Source organism: Synechococcus sp. FACHB-909 (genome assembly GCF_014698945.1).
Lineage (GTDB): Bacteria > Cyanobacteriota > Cyanobacteriia > PCC-6307 > Cyanobiaceae > Cyanobium.
The window spans coordinates 233477-253062 of record NZ_JACJTY010000003.1 but is presented as its reverse complement, the minus strand read 5'-3'; the positions used below and the strand labels follow the sequence as shown (position 1 = coordinate 253062).

14 protein-coding genes are annotated in these 19586 nt (G+C 68.6%); 12 read left to right on the top strand and 2 right to left on the bottom strand.

Translation table 11 applies throughout. The features are described from left to right. The first annotated feature begins 5 nt into the window (after positions 1-5). Positions 6-1853, top strand: coding sequence for a putative bifunctional diguanylate cyclase/phosphodiesterase (locus tag H6G99_RS07420; protein WP_094585526.1), 1848 nt, complete (start codon positions 6-8; stop codon positions 1851-1853). Between the two features lie 12 nt (positions 1854-1865). Here the strand turns inward: H6G99_RS07420 and hisD are convergent, their stop codons facing one another. Then, on the bottom strand, positions 1866-3167 hold the full coding sequence (gene hisD, locus H6G99_RS07415) for a histidinol dehydrogenase (RefSeq protein WP_094585642.1): 1302 nt from the start codon (positions 3165-3167) through the stop codon (positions 1866-1868). A gap of 205 nt (positions 3168-3372) precedes the next feature. On the opposite strand from hisD, the gene rpsT reads away from it, so the two are divergent. The 9 genes from rpsT (at position 3373) to H6G99_RS07370 (ending at position 17178) form a co-directional block, all read left to right on the top strand. Next, a complete protein-coding gene (gene rpsT / locus H6G99_RS07410) occupies positions 3373-3684 on the top strand; it encodes a 30S ribosomal protein S20 (RefSeq protein ID WP_190610780.1) in 312 nt (103 codons plus the stop codon). 10 nt (positions 3685-3694) lie between these two features. After that, positions 3695-4510, top strand: coding sequence for a TatD family hydrolase (locus H6G99_RS07405; protein ID WP_094585528.1), 816 nt, complete (start codon positions 3695-3697; stop codon positions 4508-4510). Positions 4511-4725: 215 nt separating this feature from the next. Further along, positions 4726-8016 (top strand): DNA-directed RNA polymerase subunit beta, encoded by a 3291-nt coding sequence (gene rpoB / locus H6G99_RS07400; RefSeq protein WP_094585529.1) that lies wholly within the window; start codon positions 4726-4728, stop codon positions 8014-8016. A 58-nt stretch (positions 8017-8074) separates the two neighbouring features. Beyond that, complete coding sequence (locus tag H6G99_RS07395) at positions 8075-9979, top strand: DNA-directed RNA polymerase subunit gamma (RefSeq protein WP_190610779.1); 1905 nt, start codon at positions 8075-8077, stop codon at positions 9977-9979. 73 nt (positions 9980-10052) lie between these two features. After that, complete coding sequence (locus H6G99_RS07390; protein WP_094585531.1) at positions 10053-14168, top strand: DNA-directed RNA polymerase subunit beta'; 4116 nt, start codon at positions 10053-10055, stop codon at positions 14166-14168. Beyond that, positions 14161-14349 (top strand): CAB/ELIP/HLIP family chlorophyll-binding protein, encoded by a 189-nt coding sequence (locus H6G99_RS07385; RefSeq protein ID WP_190610777.1) that lies wholly within the window; start codon positions 14161-14163, stop codon positions 14347-14349. Before H6G99_RS07390 ends, H6G99_RS07385 begins: the two co-directional genes overlap by 8 nt. Continuing rightward, positions 14349-15407 carry a dual-specificity RNA methyltransferase RlmN gene (rlmN, locus tag H6G99_RS07380; protein WP_190610775.1) on the top strand — a complete coding sequence of 353 codons (1059 nt, stop codon included), beginning with the start codon at positions 14349-14351 and terminating at the stop codon, positions 15405-15407. Before H6G99_RS07385 ends, rlmN begins: the two co-directional genes overlap by 1 nt. 11 nt (positions 15408-15418) lie before the next feature. Next, positions 15419-16204, top strand: a complete 786-nt coding sequence (locus H6G99_RS07375; RefSeq protein WP_190610774.1) for an alpha/beta hydrolase — start codon at positions 15419-15421, stop codon at positions 16202-16204. Positions 16205-16452: 248 nt separating this feature from the next. Continuing rightward, positions 16453-17178 (top strand): AIM24 family protein, encoded by a 726-nt coding sequence (locus tag H6G99_RS07370; RefSeq protein ID WP_190610772.1) that lies wholly within the window; start codon positions 16453-16455, stop codon positions 17176-17178. Between the two features lie 28 nt (positions 17179-17206). On the opposite strand, the gene H6G99_RS07365 is transcribed toward H6G99_RS07370, so the two are convergent. Further along, the gene (locus H6G99_RS07365) at positions 17207-18487 is read right to left on the bottom strand and encodes an AmpG family muropeptide MFS transporter (protein WP_190610771.1); all 1281 of its coding nucleotides are present in this window, start codon (positions 18485-18487) and stop codon (positions 17207-17209) included. A gap of 77 nt (positions 18488-18564) precedes the next feature. On the opposite strand from H6G99_RS07365, the gene H6G99_RS16335 reads away from it, so the two are divergent. After that, on the top strand, positions 18565-18690 hold the full coding sequence (locus H6G99_RS16335; RefSeq protein WP_015110553.1) for a DUF8624 family small hydrophobic protein: 126 nt from the start codon (positions 18565-18567) through the stop codon (positions 18688-18690). 66 nt (positions 18691-18756) lie between these two features. Then, positions 18757-19557 carry a HEAT repeat domain-containing protein gene (locus H6G99_RS07360; RefSeq protein WP_190610769.1) on the top strand — a complete coding sequence of 267 codons (801 nt, stop codon included), beginning with the start codon at positions 18757-18759 and terminating at the stop codon, positions 19555-19557. Positions 19558-19586 lie beyond the last annotated feature (29 nt).

The following is a 19586-nucleotide window of genomic DNA, read 5'->3' as shown; positions in this document are numbered from 1 at the left end:
GAGCGGTGCCCCACGGCGACCTCAGCAAGCCGCTGCTCCAGCTTCTGGCGGAGACGGCAGAGGCGTTCATCGTCGAGCCCACGAGTGAACTGGACGCCACGATTGATCGCACCCTGGCGTCCATCGGCGGCCTGTTCGATGTGGATCGGGCCTATGTGTTCTCCCTGACGCGCTATCCGGGTTTCGCCAGCAACACCCACGAATGGTGCGCGCCCGGGGTGGAACCGCAGGTCCAGCATCTCCAGCACGTGTCGGAGGTGTCCATCGCCTGGTTGATGGGGGAAATGCGGGCGGGGCGGGCGATCAATCTCGAGTCGCTGGTCGATCTCCCCGTCGGGGCCGATGCCGAGCGTGCCCATCTCAGCTCCCAGGGCATTCAGTCGCTGCTGGTTCTTCCCCTGGTGCGGCGAGGCGAGCTGGAGGGGTTCGCGGGCTTTGACCACATCCGCGGCTGCCGCCGCTGGAGCGAGCAGGAAGTGGCCGTGCTCTCGATCGTGGTGAGCGGCTTCGCCCAGGGATTCGAACGTCGTCTGATTGACCAGCAACTGCGTCAGCTGGCCTACGAGGATCCGCTCACTCGCCTGCCCAATCGCTCCCTGCTGAGTCAGCGTCTCGGCGAGGAGCTGGAGCGGGCCAGGCGCAACGGCACCCACCTGGCGGTGGGCTACCTCGATCTGGACAACTTCAAGCCCATCAATGACAGCCACGGCCATGCCGTCGGAGACCAGTTGCTGGTGGCCGTCGCCGAGCGCCTCTGCCGTTGCCTGCGACCCGGCGACACGGTGGGCAGGCTGGGGGGGGACGAATTTGTGGTGATCCTTCCCGGCCTCAGCAGCCTGGCCGAGCTGGAGTCGCTGGGGGAACAGCTGCTCAGCGCGGTGGCCGAGCCCACGCTCATCGGCGAGACGCTCTGCGTGGCCTTGAGCACCAGCATCGGCTTCCGGCTGGTGCCTCCCGACGATGCCGATCCGGATACCTTGCTGCGCCAGGCCGACCAGGCCATGTATGCCGCCAAGCGAGATGGTCCGGGGCGGATGCACCACTTCGACGTGGAGCTGGAACGGCGCCAGTCGCTGCAGCGCTTCCGTCTGGAGCGGGTGCGCCAGGCGATCGAAGAGCAGCAGCTGCGCCTGTTCGTGCAGCCGGTGATCGATCTGGCCACCGGGCAGCTGTGCTTTGCCGAAGCCCTTGTGCGCTGGCAGCACCCCCAGCAGGGGCTGCTGTTGCCGGAGGCCTGGCTGGGCTGGATCGAGGATCAACCGGAGATCAGCCGCCTCGGAGACTGGGTGCTGGAGCAGGCCCTGCGCCACTGCTCCGCCTGGATGCGGGCAGGGCTGGCTGTGGCGGTGAGCGTGAACATGTCGGCCCGGGAGCTGCGCGATCCAGGTTTCGCGGAGCGGATCGGCGCGGCCCTGGCCCGCCATCCCGATCTGCCTGCCTCGGCGTTGAGGCTGGAGGTGCTGGAAACAGCCGCCCTGGAGGATCTGGAGCAGGTGGCCCAGAACATCGCCCACTGCCGCGAGCTGGGTGTGAGCTTTGCCCTCGACGACTTCGGCACCGGCTACTCCTCGCTCACCTACCTGCGCAGGCTGCCGATCTCCACGATCAAGATCGACCGCTCGTTCGTGGCCAGGATGTTGGTGGACCCCGCCGATCGGGCCATCGTCAAGGCCGTGGTGGATCTGGCCCATGCCTTCGGCCGCACCTGCGTGGCCGAAGGGGTGGAGACGCCTGAGCACCTGCAGGCGTTGCGGGCGATGGGCTGTGAACTGGCCCAGGGGTTCGTCATCGCCCGGCCGATGCCGGCGGAGGACCTGCCCGGCTGGAAGCTCCCGCCCTCCGCAGGCGGATGAGCAGCGGTTCGCTCAGCTGTCCGGGGCCCCGAGCCGCTGGCGCACCGATTCGGCGTGGCTGTGCAGCCCCTCGCTCTCGGCCAGGGTGACCACCGCCGGACCGGTGGCCTCCAGGGCCGCCCGGTTGAAGTGGATCAGGCTGGTGTGGCGCAGGAAGGTCTCGACGCTGAGGGCGCCGGCGAACCGGGCGGTGCCCGAGGTGGGCAGGGTGTGGTTGGGGCCGGCCAGGTAGTCGCCCACCGCCTCGGGCGACCAGGGGCCGAGGAAGATGGCGCCGGCATGGGTGATCCGATCCGCCAGGGATTCGGGATCGTCCACCAGCAGCTCGAGGTGCTCCGGGGCGAACCGGTCGCTGAGGGCCGCCGCCTCGGTGAGATCGTCGCAGACCACGATCAGGCCCCAGTCGTTGAGGGCCTGCAGGGTGATGGCGGCCCGGGGGTGCCGCTCCAGCTGGGCTTCGATGGCGGCCGGCACGGCCGCGGCCAGCGCCTCGCTGGTGGTGATCAGGATCGCCGCCGCCAGGGGATCGTGCTCCGCCTGGGCCATCAGGTCGGCGGCCACCTGGGCGGGCCGGGCGGTGTGGTCGGCGATCACCAGCACCTCGCTGGGGCCGGCCAGGGAATCGATGCCCACCGTCCCGTAGACCGCCTTCTTGGCCAGGGTCACGTAGAGGTTGCCGGGGCCGCTGATCACATCGACCGCAGGGATCGTTTCGGTGCCGTAGGCCAGGGCCCCGACCGCCTGGGCGCCCCCCACCCGGTAGACCTCCTCCACCCCGGCGCGGTGGGCGGCGGCCAGAACGGTGGCGTTCGGCTCGCCGCCGGCGCCGGGCGGGGTGACCATCACCAGCCGTTCCACACCCGCCACCCGGGCGGGAATCGCATTCATCAGCACCGTGCTGGGGTAGGAGGCCCGGCCGCCGGGGACGTAGATCCCCGCCCGCTGCACCGGGCGCCAACGGCGCCCCAGCCGCTCGCCATGGGGGCCGGTCACGGCCAGATCCGCCGGCATCTGGCGGCGGTGGAACTCCAGGATCCGGTCGTGGGCCAGGTCGAGGGCCCGGCGCAGGGGTTCGGGACAGTCGTGCCAGGCCTGGGCCAGCCGCTCGGGGGGCACCCGCAGGGGATCGGGCCGCAGGCCGTCGAAGCGCTCGCTGAAGTCGAGCAGGGCCGCGTCGCCGCGCTCCCGCACCTCGGCCAGGATCGCCGCGACCCGCGCCTCCTCCTCGCGCATCCGGCCACCCTCGGTGCGGGCGGCGATCGCTTCGAGCCGTTCGCCGGCCCGCTGGCGGTCCCGCAGGCAGGTGATCCGCAGCGCCGGCCGGACTCCATCGGCGTCACCGGTGGCGGCAGGGGCGACGGCACGGGCGGGGGTGGTGCCGGCAGGGCTGCTGCCGGTTGGGGTGGAAGCGACCACGGGGCTGTGCCGGAGGCGGAGGGCTGCCTTGAAACTAGGGCCTGGAAACGGCCGGGGCCCACACGGTAGGATCCGCGTTTGCCGAGTCAGCGCCCCTACGCCTGTGGCCAATAACAAGTCTTCGAAGAAGCGCATCGAGATCGCCGAACGCAATCGCCTGCGCAACCGCACCTACAAGTCCGCCCTGCGCACCCTGATGAAGCGCTGCCTCACCGCCTGCAGCGCCTATGGCCAGCAGCCCGGCGAGGAGGCCAAGGCCGCTGTCCAGTCCAGCATGAGCGCCGCCTTCAGCAAGATCGACAAGGCGGTCAAGGTGGGTGTGGTGCACCGCAACACCGGCGCCAACCAGAAGTCGCGTCTGAGCGTGGCGGTGAAGAAGGTGCTCGAGCCCGCCGCCGGCAGCACCAGCGCCTGAAGCCCTCCCCATGGCCGTGAGCTCCCAGCAGGCCGCCCCATCCCTGGTCGACAGCCACTGCCACATCGTGTTCCGCAACTTCGAGGCGGATCTCGACGAGGTGGCCGGCCGCTGGCGTGAGGCGGGGGTGAAGGCGCTGGTCCATGCCTGCGTGGAGCCGGCGGAGATTCCGGCGATCCGGGCCCTGGCCGATCGCTTCCCCGAACTGCGCTATGCCGTCGGGGTCCACCCCCTCGACACCCAGCACTGGCATGGCGACACCGCCGCCACCCTCGAGGCGGCGGCCCGTTCCGACGACCGGGTGGTGGCGATCGGCGAACTGGGTCTTGATCTTTTCAAGGCCACGAACCTCGACGAGCAGCTGGCGGCCCTGGGGCCCCAGCTGGACCTGGCGGTGGCCCTGGATCTGCCGGTGATCATCCACTGCCGGGATGCGGCCGAACCGATGCTCGCCGAGCTGCGCCGGCGCGAGTCTGAGGGCCGCTGCCCCCGTGGGGTTATGCACTGCTGGGGGGGCACCCCCGAGGAGATGGCCGGCTTCCTCGAACTCGGGATGTTCATCAGCTTCAGCGGCACGGTCACCTTCCCCAGGGCCGAGCCCATCCATGAATGCGCCCGGCTGGTGCCGGCCGACCGCTACCTCGTCGAGACCGACTGCCCCTTCCTGGCGCCGGTGCCCCGCCGCGGCAAGCGCAACGAGCCCGCCTACGTGGCTTCGGTGGCCGCCCGGGTGGCCGAACTCCGGGGCGAGACGCTCCACGAGGTGGCGACGACCACCACTGCCAATGCGGCCCGTCTTTTTAGGCTGCCCCTCCAGGTTGTATGATGTCTTATTGGCCTGGAAGCGGAAGCGCTCCTTTTGTCCACGACGGCATCAATTGAGTCGGCAAACCAGCAGCGAGCCCTGTAAGCGCCCCCGCCGGATCGTTCGTCCCTGTTCCAGGGGCGGACGTTTCGGCTGAGCGCCTGTTGGCATGGCCCGTCCCGCCGTCCGTCCCCGTCCAGGTCCGCCCCACCACCTCGTTCCTGCAGGTTCACCGCATGAGCAGCGCGATCCAGGTCGCCAAGACCGTCACTTACCTTCCCGATCTCGTGGAGGTACAGAGGGCGAGCTTCAAATGGTTCCTGGAGAAGGGCCTGATCGAGGAGCTGGACAGCTTCTCCCCGATCACCGACTACACCGGCAAGCTGGAGCTGCATTTCATCGGCGATCAGTATCGCCTGAAACGCCCTCGCCACGACGTGGAAGAGGCCAAGCGTCGCGATGCGACCTTCGCCTCCCAGATGTACGTCACCTGCCGCCTGGTCAACAAGGAGACCGGTGAGATCAAGGAGCAGGAGGTCTTCATCGGGGAGCTTCCCCTGATGACCGAGCGCGGCACCTTCATCATCAACGGCGCCGAGCGGGTGATCGTCAACCAGATCGTCCGCAGCCCCGGCGTCTACTTCAAGGACGAGCAGGACAAGAACGGCCGCAAGACCTTCAACGCCAGCCTGATCCCCAACCGGGGCGCCTGGCTCAAGTTCGAGACCGACAAGAACGACCTGCTGCACGTGCGCGTCGACAAGACCCGCAAGATCAACGCCCACGTGCTGATGCGGGCCATCGGCCTGTCCGACAACGACGTCCTCGACAAGCTGCGGCACCCGGAGTACTACCAGAAGTCGATCGAGGCCTCCAACGAGGAGGGCATCTCCTCGGAAGACCAGGCCCTGCTGGAGCTCTACAAGAAGCTGCGTCCCGGTGAACCCCCCTCGGTGAGCGGCGGCCAGCAACTGCTGCACAGCCGCTTCTTCGATCCCAAGCGCTACGACCTGGGCCGGGTGGGTCGCTACAAGATCAACAAGAAGCTGCGTCTCACCATCCCCGATGCGGTGCGCACCCTCACCGCCGAGGACGTCCTCTCCACGATCGACTACCTGATCAACCTGGAGCTCGATGTGGGCGGCGCCTGCCTCGACGACATCGACCACCTGGGCAACCGCCGGGTGCGCTCGGTGGGCGAGCTGCTGCAGAACCAGGTCCGCGTTGGCCTTAACCGCCTGGAGCGGATCATCAAGGAACGGATGACCGTCGGCGAGACCGAATCCCTCACCCCCGCCCAGCTGGTCAACCCCAAACCCCTGGTGGCGGCGGTCAAGGAGTTCTTCGGCTCCAGCCAGCTGAGCCAGTTCATGGACCAGACCAACCCCCTGGCCGAGCTGACCCACAAGCGCCGCATCAGCGCCCTCGGCCCCGGCGGCCTCACCCGGGAGCGGGCCGGCTTCGCCGTGCGCGACATCCACCCCTCCCACTACGGCCGCATCTGCCCGATCGAGACCCCCGAAGGACCCAACGCCGGCCTGATCGGCTCGCTTGCCACCCACGCCCGGGTGAACGAGTACGGCTTCATCGAAACCCCTTTCTGGCGCGTCGAGAACGGCATCGTCCTCAAGCAGGGCGATCCCCTCTACCTCTCCGCCGACCTCGAAGACGAGTGCCGGGTGGCCCCGGGTGACGTGCCGACCGACGCCACCGGACGCATCACCGTCGATCTGGTGCCGGTGCGCTACCGCCAGGACTTCGAGAAGGTGCCCCCCGAGCAGGTGGACTACGTCCAGCTGTCACCGGTGCAGGTGATCTCGGTGGCCACCTCCCTGATCCCCTTCCTCGAGCACGACGACGCCAACCGGGCCCTGATGGGCTCGAACATGCAGCGCCAGGCCGTGCCCCTCCTGCGCCCCGAACGGCCCTTGGTGGGCACCGGCCTGGAAACCCAGGTTGCCCGCGACTCCGGCATGGTGCCCATCACCAAGGTGAACGGCACCGTCTCCTTCGTCGATGCCACCGCCATCGTCATCCGTGACGACCAGGGCCGCGACCACACCCACTTCCTGCAGAAGTACCAGCGCTCCAACCAGGACACCTGCCTCAACCAGCGGCCGATCGTCCGCCAGGGCGATCCGGTGATCGCCGGCCAGGTGCTGGCCAACGGCTCCGCCTGCGAAGGCGGCGAGATCGCCCTCGGCCAGAACGTGCTGATCGCCTACATGCCCTGGGAGGGCTACAACTACGAGGACGCCATCCTGGTGAGCGACCGACTGGTCCAGGACGACCTCTACACCTCGGTGCACATCGAGAAGTACGAGATCGAAGCCCGCCAGACCAAGCTCGGTCCCGAGGAGATCACCCGGGAAATCCCGAACGTGGCCGAGGAGAGCCTGGGCCACCTCGATGAGATGGGCATCATCCGCATTGGCGCGTATGTCGAATCCGGCGACATCCTGGTGGGCAAGGTGACCCCCAAGGGCGAGTCGGATCAGCCGCCGGAAGAGAAGCTGCTGCGCGCCATCTTCGGTGAGAAGGCCCGCGACGTGCGCGACAACTCCCTGCGGGTGCCCAGCACCGAACGGGGCCGGGTGGTCGACGTGCGCATCTACACCCGCGAGCAGGGCGACGAACTGCCGCCGGGCGCGAACATGGTCGTGCGGGTCTACGTGGCCCAGCGCCGCAAGATCCAGGTGGGCGACAAGATGGCCGGCCGCCACGGCAACAAGGGCATCATCAGCCGCATCCTTCCCCGGGAGGACATGCCCTACCTGCCCGACGGCACCCCCATCGACATCGTGCTCAACCCCCTGGGGGTGCCGAGCCGCATGAACGTGGGCCAGGTGTTCGAGTGCCTGATGGGCTGGGCCTCCTCCCACCTCGACTGCCGCGTCAAGGTGGTGCCGTTCGATGAGATGTACGGCCCCGAGAAGTCGAAGCAGACGGTGCAGGCCTACCTCGAGGAAGCCGCCAAGCTGCCCGGCAAGGACTGGGTCTACAACCCCGCCAACCCCGGCAAGATTCAGCTGATCGATGGCCGCAGCGGCGAACCCTTCGACCAGCCGGTGACCGTGGGCTACGCCCACATCCTCAAGCTGGTGCACCTGGTGGACGACAAGATCCACGCCCGCTCCACCGGCCCCTACTCCCTGGTGACCCAGCAGCCCCTGGGCGGCAAGGCCCAGCAGGGCGGCCAGCGACTCGGGGAGATGGAGGTGTGGGCCCTGGAGGCCTACGGCGCCGCCTACACCCTGCAGGAGCTGCTCACCGTCAAGTCCGACGACATGCAGGGCCGCAACGAGGCCCTCAACGCCATCGTCAAGGGCAAGCCCATCCCCCGGCCGGGCACGCCGGAGTCGTTCAAGGTGCTGATGCGGGAGCTGCAGTCCCTCGGCCTCGACATCGCCGTCTACACCGATGCCGGCGAGGAAGTCGACCTGATGCAGGACGTCAACCCGCGTCGTAGCACCCCCAGCCGTCCCACCTACGAATCCCTCGGTGTCGCGGATTACGACGATGACTGATCGCTTGATTCACCGGCTCTGATTTCTCCGTCTCTCTCGATCACCCTGCGTCCCCGCCATGTCCAACAGCAACCTCCGCACCGAAAACCACTTCGACTACGTGAAGATCACGCTCGCTTCCCCCGAGCGGATCATGCAGTGGGGGCAGCGCACGCTGCCCAACGGACAGGTGGTGGGTGAGGTCACCAAGCCGGAAACGATCAACTACCGCACCCTCAAGCCCGAGATGGACGGGCTCTTCTGCGAGAAGATCTTCGGCCCGTCCAAGGACTGGGAATGCCACTGCGGCAAGTACAAGCGGGTGCGGCACCGCGGCATCGTCTGTGAGCGCTGCGGCGTCGAAGTCACCGAGAGCCGGGTGCGGCGCCACCGCATGGGCTTCATCAAGCTGGCGGCTCCGGTGTCTCACGTCTGGTACCTCAAGGGCATCCCCAGCTATGTGGCGATCCTGCTCGACATGCCCCTGCGGGACGTCGAGCAGATCGTCTACTTCAACTGCTACGTGGTGCTCGACAAGGGTGACCACAAGGACCTCACCTACAAGCAGCTGCTCACCGAAGACGAATGGCTGGAGATCGAGGACCAGATCTTCGCCGAGGATTCCGAGATCGAGAACGAGCCCATGGTGGGCATCGGCGCCGAGGCCCTCAAGCAGCTGCTTGAGGACCTCGACCTCGAGAAGGAGGCCGAGCAGCTCCGCGAGGACATCAACAACTCCAAGGGCCAGAAGCGGGCCAAGCTGATCAAGCGCCTGCGGGTGATCGATAACTTCATCGCCACCAACGCCCGTCCCGAGTGGATGGTGCTGGATGTGATCCCGGTGATCCCCCCCGATCTGCGCCCCATGGTGCAGCTCGACGGCGGCCGTTTCGCCACCAGCGATCTCAACGACCTTTACCGGCGGGTGATCAACCGCAACAACCGCCTGGCGCGCCTCCAGGAGATCCTCGCCCCCGAGATCATCGTCCGCAACGAGAAGCGGATGCTGCAGGAGGCCGTCGATGCCCTGATTGACAACGGCCGCCGCGGCCGCACCGTGGTGGGGGCCAACAACCGGGCCCTCAAGTCGCTCAGCGACATCATCGAGGGCAAGCAGGGCCGCTTCCGCCAGAACCTGCTCGGCAAACGGGTCGACTACTCCGGTCGTTCCGTGATCGTGGTGGGCCCCAAGCTGAAGATGCACCAGTGCGGCCTGCCCAAGGAGATGGCGATCGAGCTGTTCCAGCCGTTCGTGATCCATCGCCTCATCCGCCAGAACATCGTCAACAACATCAAGGCGGCCAAGAAGCTGATTCAGCGCGCCGACGACGAGGTGATGCAGGTGCTGCAGGAAGTGATCGAAGGGCACCCGATCCTGCTCAACCGGGCCCCGACCCTGCACCGGCTCGGCATCCAGGCCTTCGAGCCCAAGCTGGTGGATGGCCGCGCCATCCAGCTCCATCCCCTGGTCTGCCCCGCCTTCAACGCCGACTTCGACGGTGACCAGATGGCCGTGCACGTGCCCCTGGCGATCGAGGCCCAGACGGAGGCCCGCATGCTGATGCTGGCGAGCAACAACGTGCTCTCCCCCGCCACCGGCGAGCCGATCATCACCCCGTCCCAGGACATGGTGCTCGGCGCCTACTACCTCACCGCCGTCGACCGGGAGAAGGCGCAGCCCGCCTTCGGCGACCGTTCCCGCACCTTCGCCGACCTGGAGGACGTGATCGCCGCCTTCGAAGAGAAGCACCTCACCCTGCACGACTGGGTCTGGGTGCGCTTCAACGGCGAGGTGGAAAGTGACGACGAGGACAACGAGCCCGTCTCCACCGACACCCTCACGGATGGCACCCGCGTCGAGCAGTGGAAGTTCCGCCGCGACCGCTTCGATGAGGACGGCGCCCTGATCAGCCGCTACCTGCTGACCACCGTGGGTCGGGTCGTCATCAACCACACGATCATCGACGCCGTGGCCGCCTCCTGAGTTCCACCGGCCGGGCCGAGACCCGCGCCCCGTGTCTTCCGATTCCCTCCAGCCTTCTCCATCGCGCGCCTCCATGACCGCCACCCCCGCCAAGAAGATCAGCAAGAAGAGCGCCAAGGCCGCCGCCGAACTGGCGGCCGCCACCGCCGCCGCCGAACTCGCCGCCTCGGCCCTCAGCAAGCAGGCGCCGCCGTTCCGCAACCGGATCATCGACAAGAAGGCGCTGCGCAACCTGGTCTCCTGGGCCTACAAGCACCACGGCACCGCGGCCACCGCGGCGATGGCCGACGAGCTGAAGGATCTGGGCTTCCACTACGCCACCCAGGCGGCGGTGTCGATCTCGGTCGACGACCTGCGCATCCCCGGCGACAAGGCCGTCCTGCTGGAGGAGGCCGAGGAGCAGATCACGGCCACCGAGGAGCGCTACCGGCTCGGTGAGATCACCGAGGTGGAGCGCCACACCAAGGTGATCGACACCTGGACCGAGACCAACGAGCGCCTGGTGGCGGCCGTGCGCCGCAACTTCAACGACAACGATCCACTCAACTCGGTGTGGATGATGGCCAACTCCGGCGCCCGGGGGAACATGTCCCAGGTGCGTCAGCTGGTGGGCATGCGCGGCCTGATGGCTAACCCCCAGGGGGAGATCATCGACCTGCCGATCCGCACCAACTTCCGTGAGGGCCTCACGGTCACCGAGTACGTGATCTCCTCCTACGGCGCCCGCAAGGGCCTGGTGGACACCGCCCTGCGCACCGCCGACTCCGGCTACCTCACCCGCCGTCTGGTGGACGTGGCCCAGGACGTGATCGTGCGGGAGGAGGACTGCGGCACCCACCGCTTCATCCCCATCAACGCCGACGAACGGGGCCGCTTCGGCACCAAGCTGGTGGGCCGTCTGGCCGCCCAGCCCGTCGTCGACAGCGACGGCGTCGTCATCGTCGACCGCAACGGTGAGATCGACCCGGCGATTTCGGCCGCCATCGAGAAGGCGGCGATCGCCACCGTGATGGTGCGCTCGCCCCTCACCTGCGAGGCCTCCCGTTCGGTCTGCCGCAAGTGCTACGGCTGGGCCCTGGCCCACAACGAACTGGTCGACCTGGGTGAAGCCGTCGGCATCATCGCCGCCCAGTCGATCGGTGAACCGGGCACCCAGCTCACCATGCGCACCTTCCACACCGGTGGTGTGTCCACGGCCGAGACCGGCGTGGTGCGCTCGCTGGTGGATGGCGTAGTGGAATTCGGGCCCAAGGCCCGGGTCCGCGACCACCGCACCCCCCACGGCGTCGAGGCCAAGCTGGCCGAAACCGACTTCACCCTCACCCTCAAGCCCTCGGGCAAGGGCAAGGTGCAGAAGATCGACATCACCAACGGCTCGATCCTGTTCGTGGCCGATGGCGATCCCGTCGCCAACGACATCATCCTGGCCCAGATCTCCTCGGGCTCGGCGGTGAAGAAGAGCGTGGAGAAGGCCACCAAGGATGTCATCTGCGACCTGCCCGGCCAGGTGCGCTTCGAGGATGTGATCCAGCCCCGGGAGGTCACCGACCGCCAGGGCAACATCACCCACAAGGCCCAGCGTCTCGGGCGCCTGTGGGTGTTCAGCGGCGACGTCTACAACCTGCCGCCCAACGCCCTTCCCGTCGTCGAGACCGACAAGCCGGTGACCGCCGGCGATGTGCTGGCCGAGAGCCGGCTGCAGAGCGAATACGGCGGCGCCGTGCGGCTGCGGGAGTCCACCGGCGATTCCCGCGAGGTGCAGATCGTCACCGCCAGCCTCACCCTCAAGGACTGCAAGCTGGTGGGTGAATCCAGCCACACCGGCGAGAGCTGGCACCTGGAGGGCAAGGACAACACCCGCTACCTGGTCAAGACCCAGCCCGGCACCAAGATCGGCGCCGGTGAGGTGATCGCCGAACTCACCGACGACCGCTTCCGCACCCAGACCGGTGGCATGGTGAAGTTCGCCCCCGGTCTCTCGATCAAGAAGGCCCGCTCCGCCAAGCACGGTTTCGAGGTGAGCAAGGGCGGCACCCTGCTGTGGATTCCCCAGGAGACCCACGAGATCAACAAGGACATCTCCCTGCTGATGATCGAGGACGGCCAGTGGATTGAGGCCGGCACCGAGGTGGTGAAGGACATCTTCAGCCAGACCGCGGGCATCGTCACCGTCACCCAGAAGAACGACATCCTGCGGGAGATCATCGTGCGCTCCGGTGAGCTGCACCTGGTCTCCGATGCCAAGGTGCTCGGTCGCTATGGCGAGGACGGCAAGATGGTCAACCCCGGCGAGGAGATCGCCCCCGGCCTCAAGGCCGAGGCGATGAAATTCGTCGAGAAGGTCGACACTCCCGAGGGCGGCGCCCTGCTGCTGCGCCCCGTCGAGGAATACGCCATTCCCGATGCCGCCCACCTGCCCGAGCTGTCCACCGTCAAACAGACCGGCGGTCCCTCCCTGGGGCTGAAGGCCACCCAGCGCCTCACCTTCAAGGACGGCGAGCTGATCAAGTCGGTGGAAGGGGTGGAACTGCTGCGCACCCAGCTGATCCTGGAAACCTTCGACACCACCCCCCAGATGACGGTGGATGTGGAGGCGGTGGCCGACAAGCGGGCCAAGACCATCGAGCGGCTGCAGCTGGTGATCCTGGAAACCCTGCTGGTGCGGCGCGACACCCTCTCCGACGCCAGCCACGGCTCCACCCACACCGAACTGCAGGTGGAGGACGGCATGACCGTCAAACGGGGCGATGTGGTGGCCACCACCCAGATCCTCTGCAAGGAGAACGGGGACGGGGTGGTGCAACTGCCCGAGCCCGTCGTCGGTGAACCGATCCGCCGCCTGATCGTGGAACGGGCCAACGACACCCTCAGCCTCGATCTCGGCACGGCCGCCCCGATGGTGGCGGTGGGCGACCGCATCGTCGACGGCAAAGTGCTCGCCGACGGGGTGCTCTCCCCCTGCTGCGGCCAGGTGGAGGCCATCGACGGCAAGACCCTCACCATCCGTCTGGGCCGGCCCTACATGGTGTCGCCCGATTCGGTGCTGCACGTCCGGGACGGCGAACTCGTGCAGCGTGGCGATCCCCTGGCTCTGCTGGTGTTCGAGCGTCAGAAGACCGGCGACATCGTTCAGGGTCTGCCCCGGATCGAGGAACTGCTTGAAGCCCGCCGCCCGCGGGAATCGGCGGTGCTCTGCCGCAAGAGCGGCACCGTGCAGATCAAGCAGGGTGAGGACGACGATTCGATCACCGTGTCGGTGATCGAGACGGACGACGTCATCACCGAGTACCCGATCCTGCTCGGCCGCAACGTGATGGTCTCCGATGGCCAGCAGGTGAGCGCCGGCGAGATGCTCACCGACGGACCGATCAACCCCCACGAACTGCTCGACTGCTTCTTCGAGGACCTGCGCAGCCGCAAGCCCACCATGGAGGCGGCCCAGGAGGCGATCTCCAAGCTGCAGTTCCGCATGGTGACGGAGGTGCAGAACGTCTACAAATCGCAGGGGGTCTCGATCAGCGACAAGCACATCGAAGTGATCGTGCGCCAGATGACCAGCAAGGTCCGCATCGAGGACGCCGGTGACACCACCCTGCTTCCCGGCGAGCTGATCGAGCTGCGTCAGGTGGAGCAGGTGAACTCCGCCATGGGCATCACCGGCGGCGCCCCCGCCGAGTTCACCCCCGTGCTGCTGGGCATCACCAAGGCCTCCCTGAACACCGATTCGTTCATCTCGGCGGCCTCCTTCCAGGAGACCACCCGGGTGCTGACCGAAGCGGCCATCGAGGGCAAGAGCGACTGGCTGCGGGGCCTCAAGGAGAACGTGATCATCGGTCGCCTGATCCCCGCCGGCACCGGTTTCGGTGGCTTCGAGGAGGAGCTGCGCGCCGAGGCCGGGCCCCACCCCGACATCCTCGAGGAGGAGGCCGCCGGCTATCGCCGCAACCAGAACCTGCGTCCCGACTACACGGTCGAAATGCCGGCCCCGGCGGTCACCGCCGCCGTGCTGGACGACCCCTCCGAGGAGGATCTGGAGGCCACCCGCAGCCGCCACGGCATCGAAGCAGCCGCCAGCGGCTTCGCCGCCTTCGCCCGTCCCACCGCCGAGGAGGGCCTCGAGGAGGAGCTGATCGCCGATCCGGCCGCCCTCGAGGGTCTGCAGGAGGAGGGACTGCTCAGCGATGACTGATCCCGCCGTCGCCACCCCTGCCGCCCCCTCCCGGACCACCCCCGTGCCGGTGCGCCGGCTGCCGCGCTTCGGCTTCCACACCCACACCGAGCGCCTCAACGGCCGAGTGGCCATGCTGGGCTTCATCGCCCTGCTGGCGGTGGAGTGGAAGCTGGGCCACGGCCTGCTGATCTGGCCCTGATGGCCGGGCCTGCCCCCCTGCTGGGGATGGGCCAGGCGGCCCTGGAGGCCTGGGCCGGTGACCAGGGCCAGCCGGCCTTCCGGGGCCGGCAGCTGCACGACTGGATCTACGCCAGGGGGGCCCGCAGCCTCGACGCGATCACGGTGCTGCCCAAGGCCTGGCGCGAGGGCCTGGCGGCGGCCGGCACCGGCATCGGCCGCTCGGCCCTGCTGCACCGCAGCGACGCCAGCGACGGCACCACCAAGCTGCTGCTGGGCACCGCCGATGACCTCAGCCTCGAGACCGTCGGCATCCCCAGCGGCGACCGACTCACGGTCTGCGTCAGCAGTCAGGTGGGCTGCCCCATGGCCTGCCGCTTCTGCGCCACCGGCAAGGGGGGCCTGCAGCGCTCCCTGGCGGTGCACGAGATCGTCGACCAGGTGCTGAGCATCCGCGAGGCCATGGACCGGCGCCCCTCCCACGTGGTGTTCATGGGCATGGGCGAACCCCTGCTGAACACCGAAGCGGTGCTGGAGGCCATCGCCTGCCTCTGCACCGACCTGGGCATGGCCCAGCGCCAGATCACCGTCAGCACGGTGGGGGTGCCACGCAGCCTGCCCACCCTGGCGGAGCGGGCCCTGGAGCGGCTGGGGCGGGCCCAGTTCACCCTGGCCGTGAGCCTCCATGCCCCCGACCAGCGCCTGCGGGAGGAGCTGATCCCCACCGCCCACACCTATCCCCTCGAGGCGCTGCTGGACGACTGCCGCCACTACGTGGCCATCACCGGCCGGCGGGTCAGCTTCGAGTACATCCTCCTGGGGGGCGTCAACGACCATCCCCGCCAGGCCGATGCCCTGGCCCGTCTGCTGCGGGGCTTCCAGAGCCACGTCAACCTGATCGCCTACAACCCGATCGCCGAGGAGGACTTCCGGCGCCCCGCTCCGGAGGCGGTGGAGGCCTTCCGCGCCCAGCTGGAGCGGCGCCACATCGCCGTCAGCGTGCGGGCCAGCCGCGGCCTCGACCAGGACGCCGCCTGCGGCCAGCTGCGCCGCCGGCTGATGGACGCCCCGGCGGGGTGAGCGCCATTTCGATGCCGCCACGCGCTGCCACGGCCCTGGCGGTCCTCCTGGCCGGCGGACTGGCCTACGGGGCCCTGTGCGGCCTTCTGTTCCTGCGCCAGCGCTCCCTGCTCTATTTCCCCCAGCCCCGCTCCGCCGATGCGCCCGGCGAGCTGCTGGCCCTGCCGATCACAGGCGGCCCGCCGGGGGCCCGGGTGCTGGTGACGGTCCGCCACCGCCCCGGCCCGAAGGCGCTGCTGTACTTCGGCGGCAATGCCGAGGATGTGGCGGGCCAGCTGCCCCTGCTGGCGGCCGCCTTTCCGGAGCATGCCCTCTATCTGCTGCACTACCGGGGCTACGGCGGCAGCAGCGGCCAGCCCTCGGAGCGGGCCCTGTTCGCCGATGCCCTCGTCCTCTTCGACCGGGTCCGGCCCGACCACGACCAGATCGCCGTGATCGGCCGCAGCCTCGGCAGCGGCGTGGCGGTGCACCTGGCGTCCCGGCGCCCCGTCGCCCGGCTGGTGCTGGTCACGCCGTTCGACAGCATCGAGGCGGTGGCAGCCCAGCGCTTCCCCCTGGTGCCGGTGGGGCTGCTGCTCCAGGACAGGTACCGCTCCGACGAGGCGGCTCCCCGGGTCGGGGCGCCCACCCTCCTGATCGCCGCCGAACGGGACGAGGTGATCCCCCGGGCCAACACCGACGCCCTGCTGTCCAGCTTCCGGCCCGGGGTGGCGTCCCTGGTGGTGCTGCCGGTCGAGGGCCACAACGCCGTGGAGGGCTCTCCGCGCTACATCGGCCTGCTGCGCGGCGATTCCTGAGCCGTACCGGCTGGCGGGGCACCAGCCAGCCGCTGCAGCTCTTCGAGGCTCGGTGACATCGATCGGCGACGTCGATCGGTGACATCCTGAGCCTGAAACTTCACACCCGATTCTCAGCGGAATAACCTCGTGGATGAATCATTGATGCCGCTCTTTGTGCCGGAGAGAAAACTGTTTGTGGTGGATTCTGGCGCGATGGGATTCGGTCAGTATGGGCCAGCAAACTTTGTCTTCTGTGTGAGTTGCTGATGGGCTCTCCACCGTCCTTCCAGGTGATTGGCGATGACATGCAGGCCGTCGAGATTGACCTGGCCCCAGGCCAGGCAGTGATCGCGGAAGCCGGCACCCTGATCCTTCTGGAGGAGGGCATCACGTATCAGGCCCTGATGGCCGATGGGAGCGAGCCCGCCGGCCAGGGACTTCTCGGTAGCCTCAAGGGGGCCGCCAAGCGGATGGGGTCCCAGGCCGGGCTCTTTCTCACTCACTTCACCAATCTGACTCAGAACAGTCGTAAGGTTGTCTTCGGTGCGAGTAATCCCGGCAAGCTAGTCCCGGTAGAACTGCCGTCCTGGGGCGGTCAGATTCTGTGTGCAGCCAGCAGCTTTGTGTGTGCCGAGATGGGCACGAAATTGGATGCCGCCCTGGTGAAAAAACCCACCGTCGGATTCTACGGAGGATATGGTTTTATCTTGCAGAAAATCTCAGGGGATGGCCTGGTCTTCCTCCATGCCACCGGTTCCCTGTTGCGGCGTGAGTTGAAGGGTGAATCCCTGCGCATCGAGCCGGGTGCCCTGGTGGCGTTTTCCGCGGATCTGGACTATTCGATCGAGCGGGCTGGAGACCTCAAGACCATGCTGTTCGGCGGCGAAGGTCTGTTTTTGGTCACGTTGCGTGGGCACGGCAGTGTGCTGATCAACAGCCTGCCGTGGCACAGGGTCGTGCATCAGATCTTGGAGCAGGTGCCACGGCAATGAGCGTGACCGCGCCCATGAAACGGCGCGCTCAGTGCCCGTCCCGCTCGGCGCTGTAGGCGCCGCGGGCGCCCTGGCCGTTCCAGGGGGTGAGCCGCAGCATCAGCAGGAAGGCCGGCAGGGCCGCGGCGGTGGTGGCCAGGAAGAAGCCCGGCCAGCCCAGCCGCTCGGCCACCAAGCCGGCCGGGGCGGCCAGCAGGGAGCGGCTCAGGGCATAGACGCCCGAGAGCAGGGCGTACTGGGTGGCGGAGAAGCGGGGGTTGCAGAGGCTCATCAGCAGCGCCACGAAGGCGGCGCCCACCATGCCGCCGCCGATGTTCTCCAGGGCCACGGCCGTCAGCAGGGCCGGCATGCCGCCGTCGAAGCGGGCCAGGCCCCAGTAGGCAAGGTTGCCCGCCGCCCCCACCAGGGCGAACAGCCACAGGGAGCGGTTCATGCCCAGCCGGCCGAACAGCACCCCCCCCAGCACCGTGCCCACGATGGTGGCGCCGATGCCCCAGCCCGCCAGCACCGACCCCACCACCTCAGGGCTGAAGCCCTTCTGGATCAGGAACGGCACCGCCATCAGGCCGAGCAACCCGTCGGGCCAGCGGTAGAGCAGCACCAGGGTGAGCAGGGCCACGGCCCGGGGGCCGCCGCTGCGGTGCAGGAACTCCCGCGCCGGACCCAGCACCGCCTGGCGCAGGCTGGTCACCGGCACCGCCAGGGGTTCCAGCCGCGGCGCCGTGAGGGTGAAGGGCACCACCACCAGCATCAGCAGGGCCGAGAACAGGAAGGCCAGGGGCCAGTCGAAGCGGCCGGCCAAGATGAAGCCGCCGGCCCCCACCGCCAGCATCGCCGTGCGGTAGCCCAGGTTGGAGGCGGCGGCCCCGGCACCCCGCTCGAGGTCGGGCAACAGGTCGGTGCGGTAGGCATCCACGGCGATGTCCTGGGTGGCGCTGACCACCGCCAGCAGCACCGCCATCACCCCGATCGCCGTGAGGCTGGCCGGATCGCTCGACGGCCGCAGCAGGGCCATGGCGCCGATCACCGCCACCAGGGTGAGCTGCAGCACCAGCAGCCAACCGCGGCGGCGGTCCGGCCAGGGCAGGGGCCAGCGGTCGAGGGCCGGCGCCCAGAACATCTTCAGGGTGTAGGGCAGCTCCGCCAGCCCCAGCAGGCCGATCAGGCCCAGGGGGATCTGGCTGGCGGTGAGCCAGCCCTGCAGCAGCTTGGTGCCCACCATGTAGGGGGTGCCGCTGGCCACCCCCTCGGCGGCCACCGCCAGGAGGCGACGCCAGGGGCGGACACTGCTGGAGGCAGGGCTGGCCATGGCCGCTCGCGGATCGCCGAACCCTAGGGGTGACCGGTCGGACCACAATGCAGCCAGCACCCCCGTCCCTATCCCCCATGTCCTTCCTGCGCTCCACGCTGCTGCCGGTCGCGATCGTGCTGCTGTTCGCCCTGGCCCTGTTCGCCGTCAGCGCCCGCATCTGGCTGCCCGGCGACATGGCCGCCCCCGCCCCGCTGGGCTGATCCCCCGCCCCGCTGGGCTGATCCGGCGCCGCCCGGCTTTTACGATGCCTTCACCTGGATGGCTCCATGCCGGACGACGGCCTGCCCTTTCCCGAAACCACCCACGCGCTGGCCCTCGATCCGGAGGTGCTGGCCCGGGAACTGGCGCAGGAGCTCCTGGGTGATCCCCTCGATGAAATCGACAGCGTCGCCCCCTCCAGCTCCGATGTGGCCGCCGAGTGCGACCTGGGCATCGAGCTGCTGAAGGGGGGACGGGAGGAGCGCCTGCAGGGCCTGCGCATCTTCTGCGAGCACCGCGATCCCCGGGCCATTCCCCTGCTGCTGCCGCTGCTGAAGGCCGGCTGCCCGATCGTGCGGATGAGCGCCGTCTACGCCCTCGGCCGCAACCCCCACCCCCTGGCGGTGGAGCCCCTGCTGGGCCTGCTGGCGGCCGACGACAACGGCTACGTGCGCAAGGCGGTGGCCTGGAGCCTCGGCAACTACCCCGAGGCCCCGGTGCTCAACCCGCTGATCCGGGCTCTGGAGCTCGACATCGCCGCGGTGCGGCTGTGGGCGGCCAGCTCCCTGGCCGATGCCGGCGCCACCGGCGTGGCCAAGGCCGACCCCGCCGCCGCCCAGCTGCTCCTGAGCCTTCGCATCGACAGCGAGCCGGCGGTGCGCAGCAACTGCGCCTGGTCCCTGGGCCGGCTCTACACCGATCTGGTGGAGCCGCGCCAGCGGGACGTGGTGGAAGCCCTGCTGCACACGATGCTGCACGACGGCGACCCCACCGTCCGGGACGAAGCCCGCATGGCCCTCGAGCAGCTGGAACAGCCCGAGGTGCTTGAACGGCTGCAGACCCTGGTGGACGAGGGACTGATCAGCTGACGGCCGCCGGACAGCCCTGGCCGGCGGCC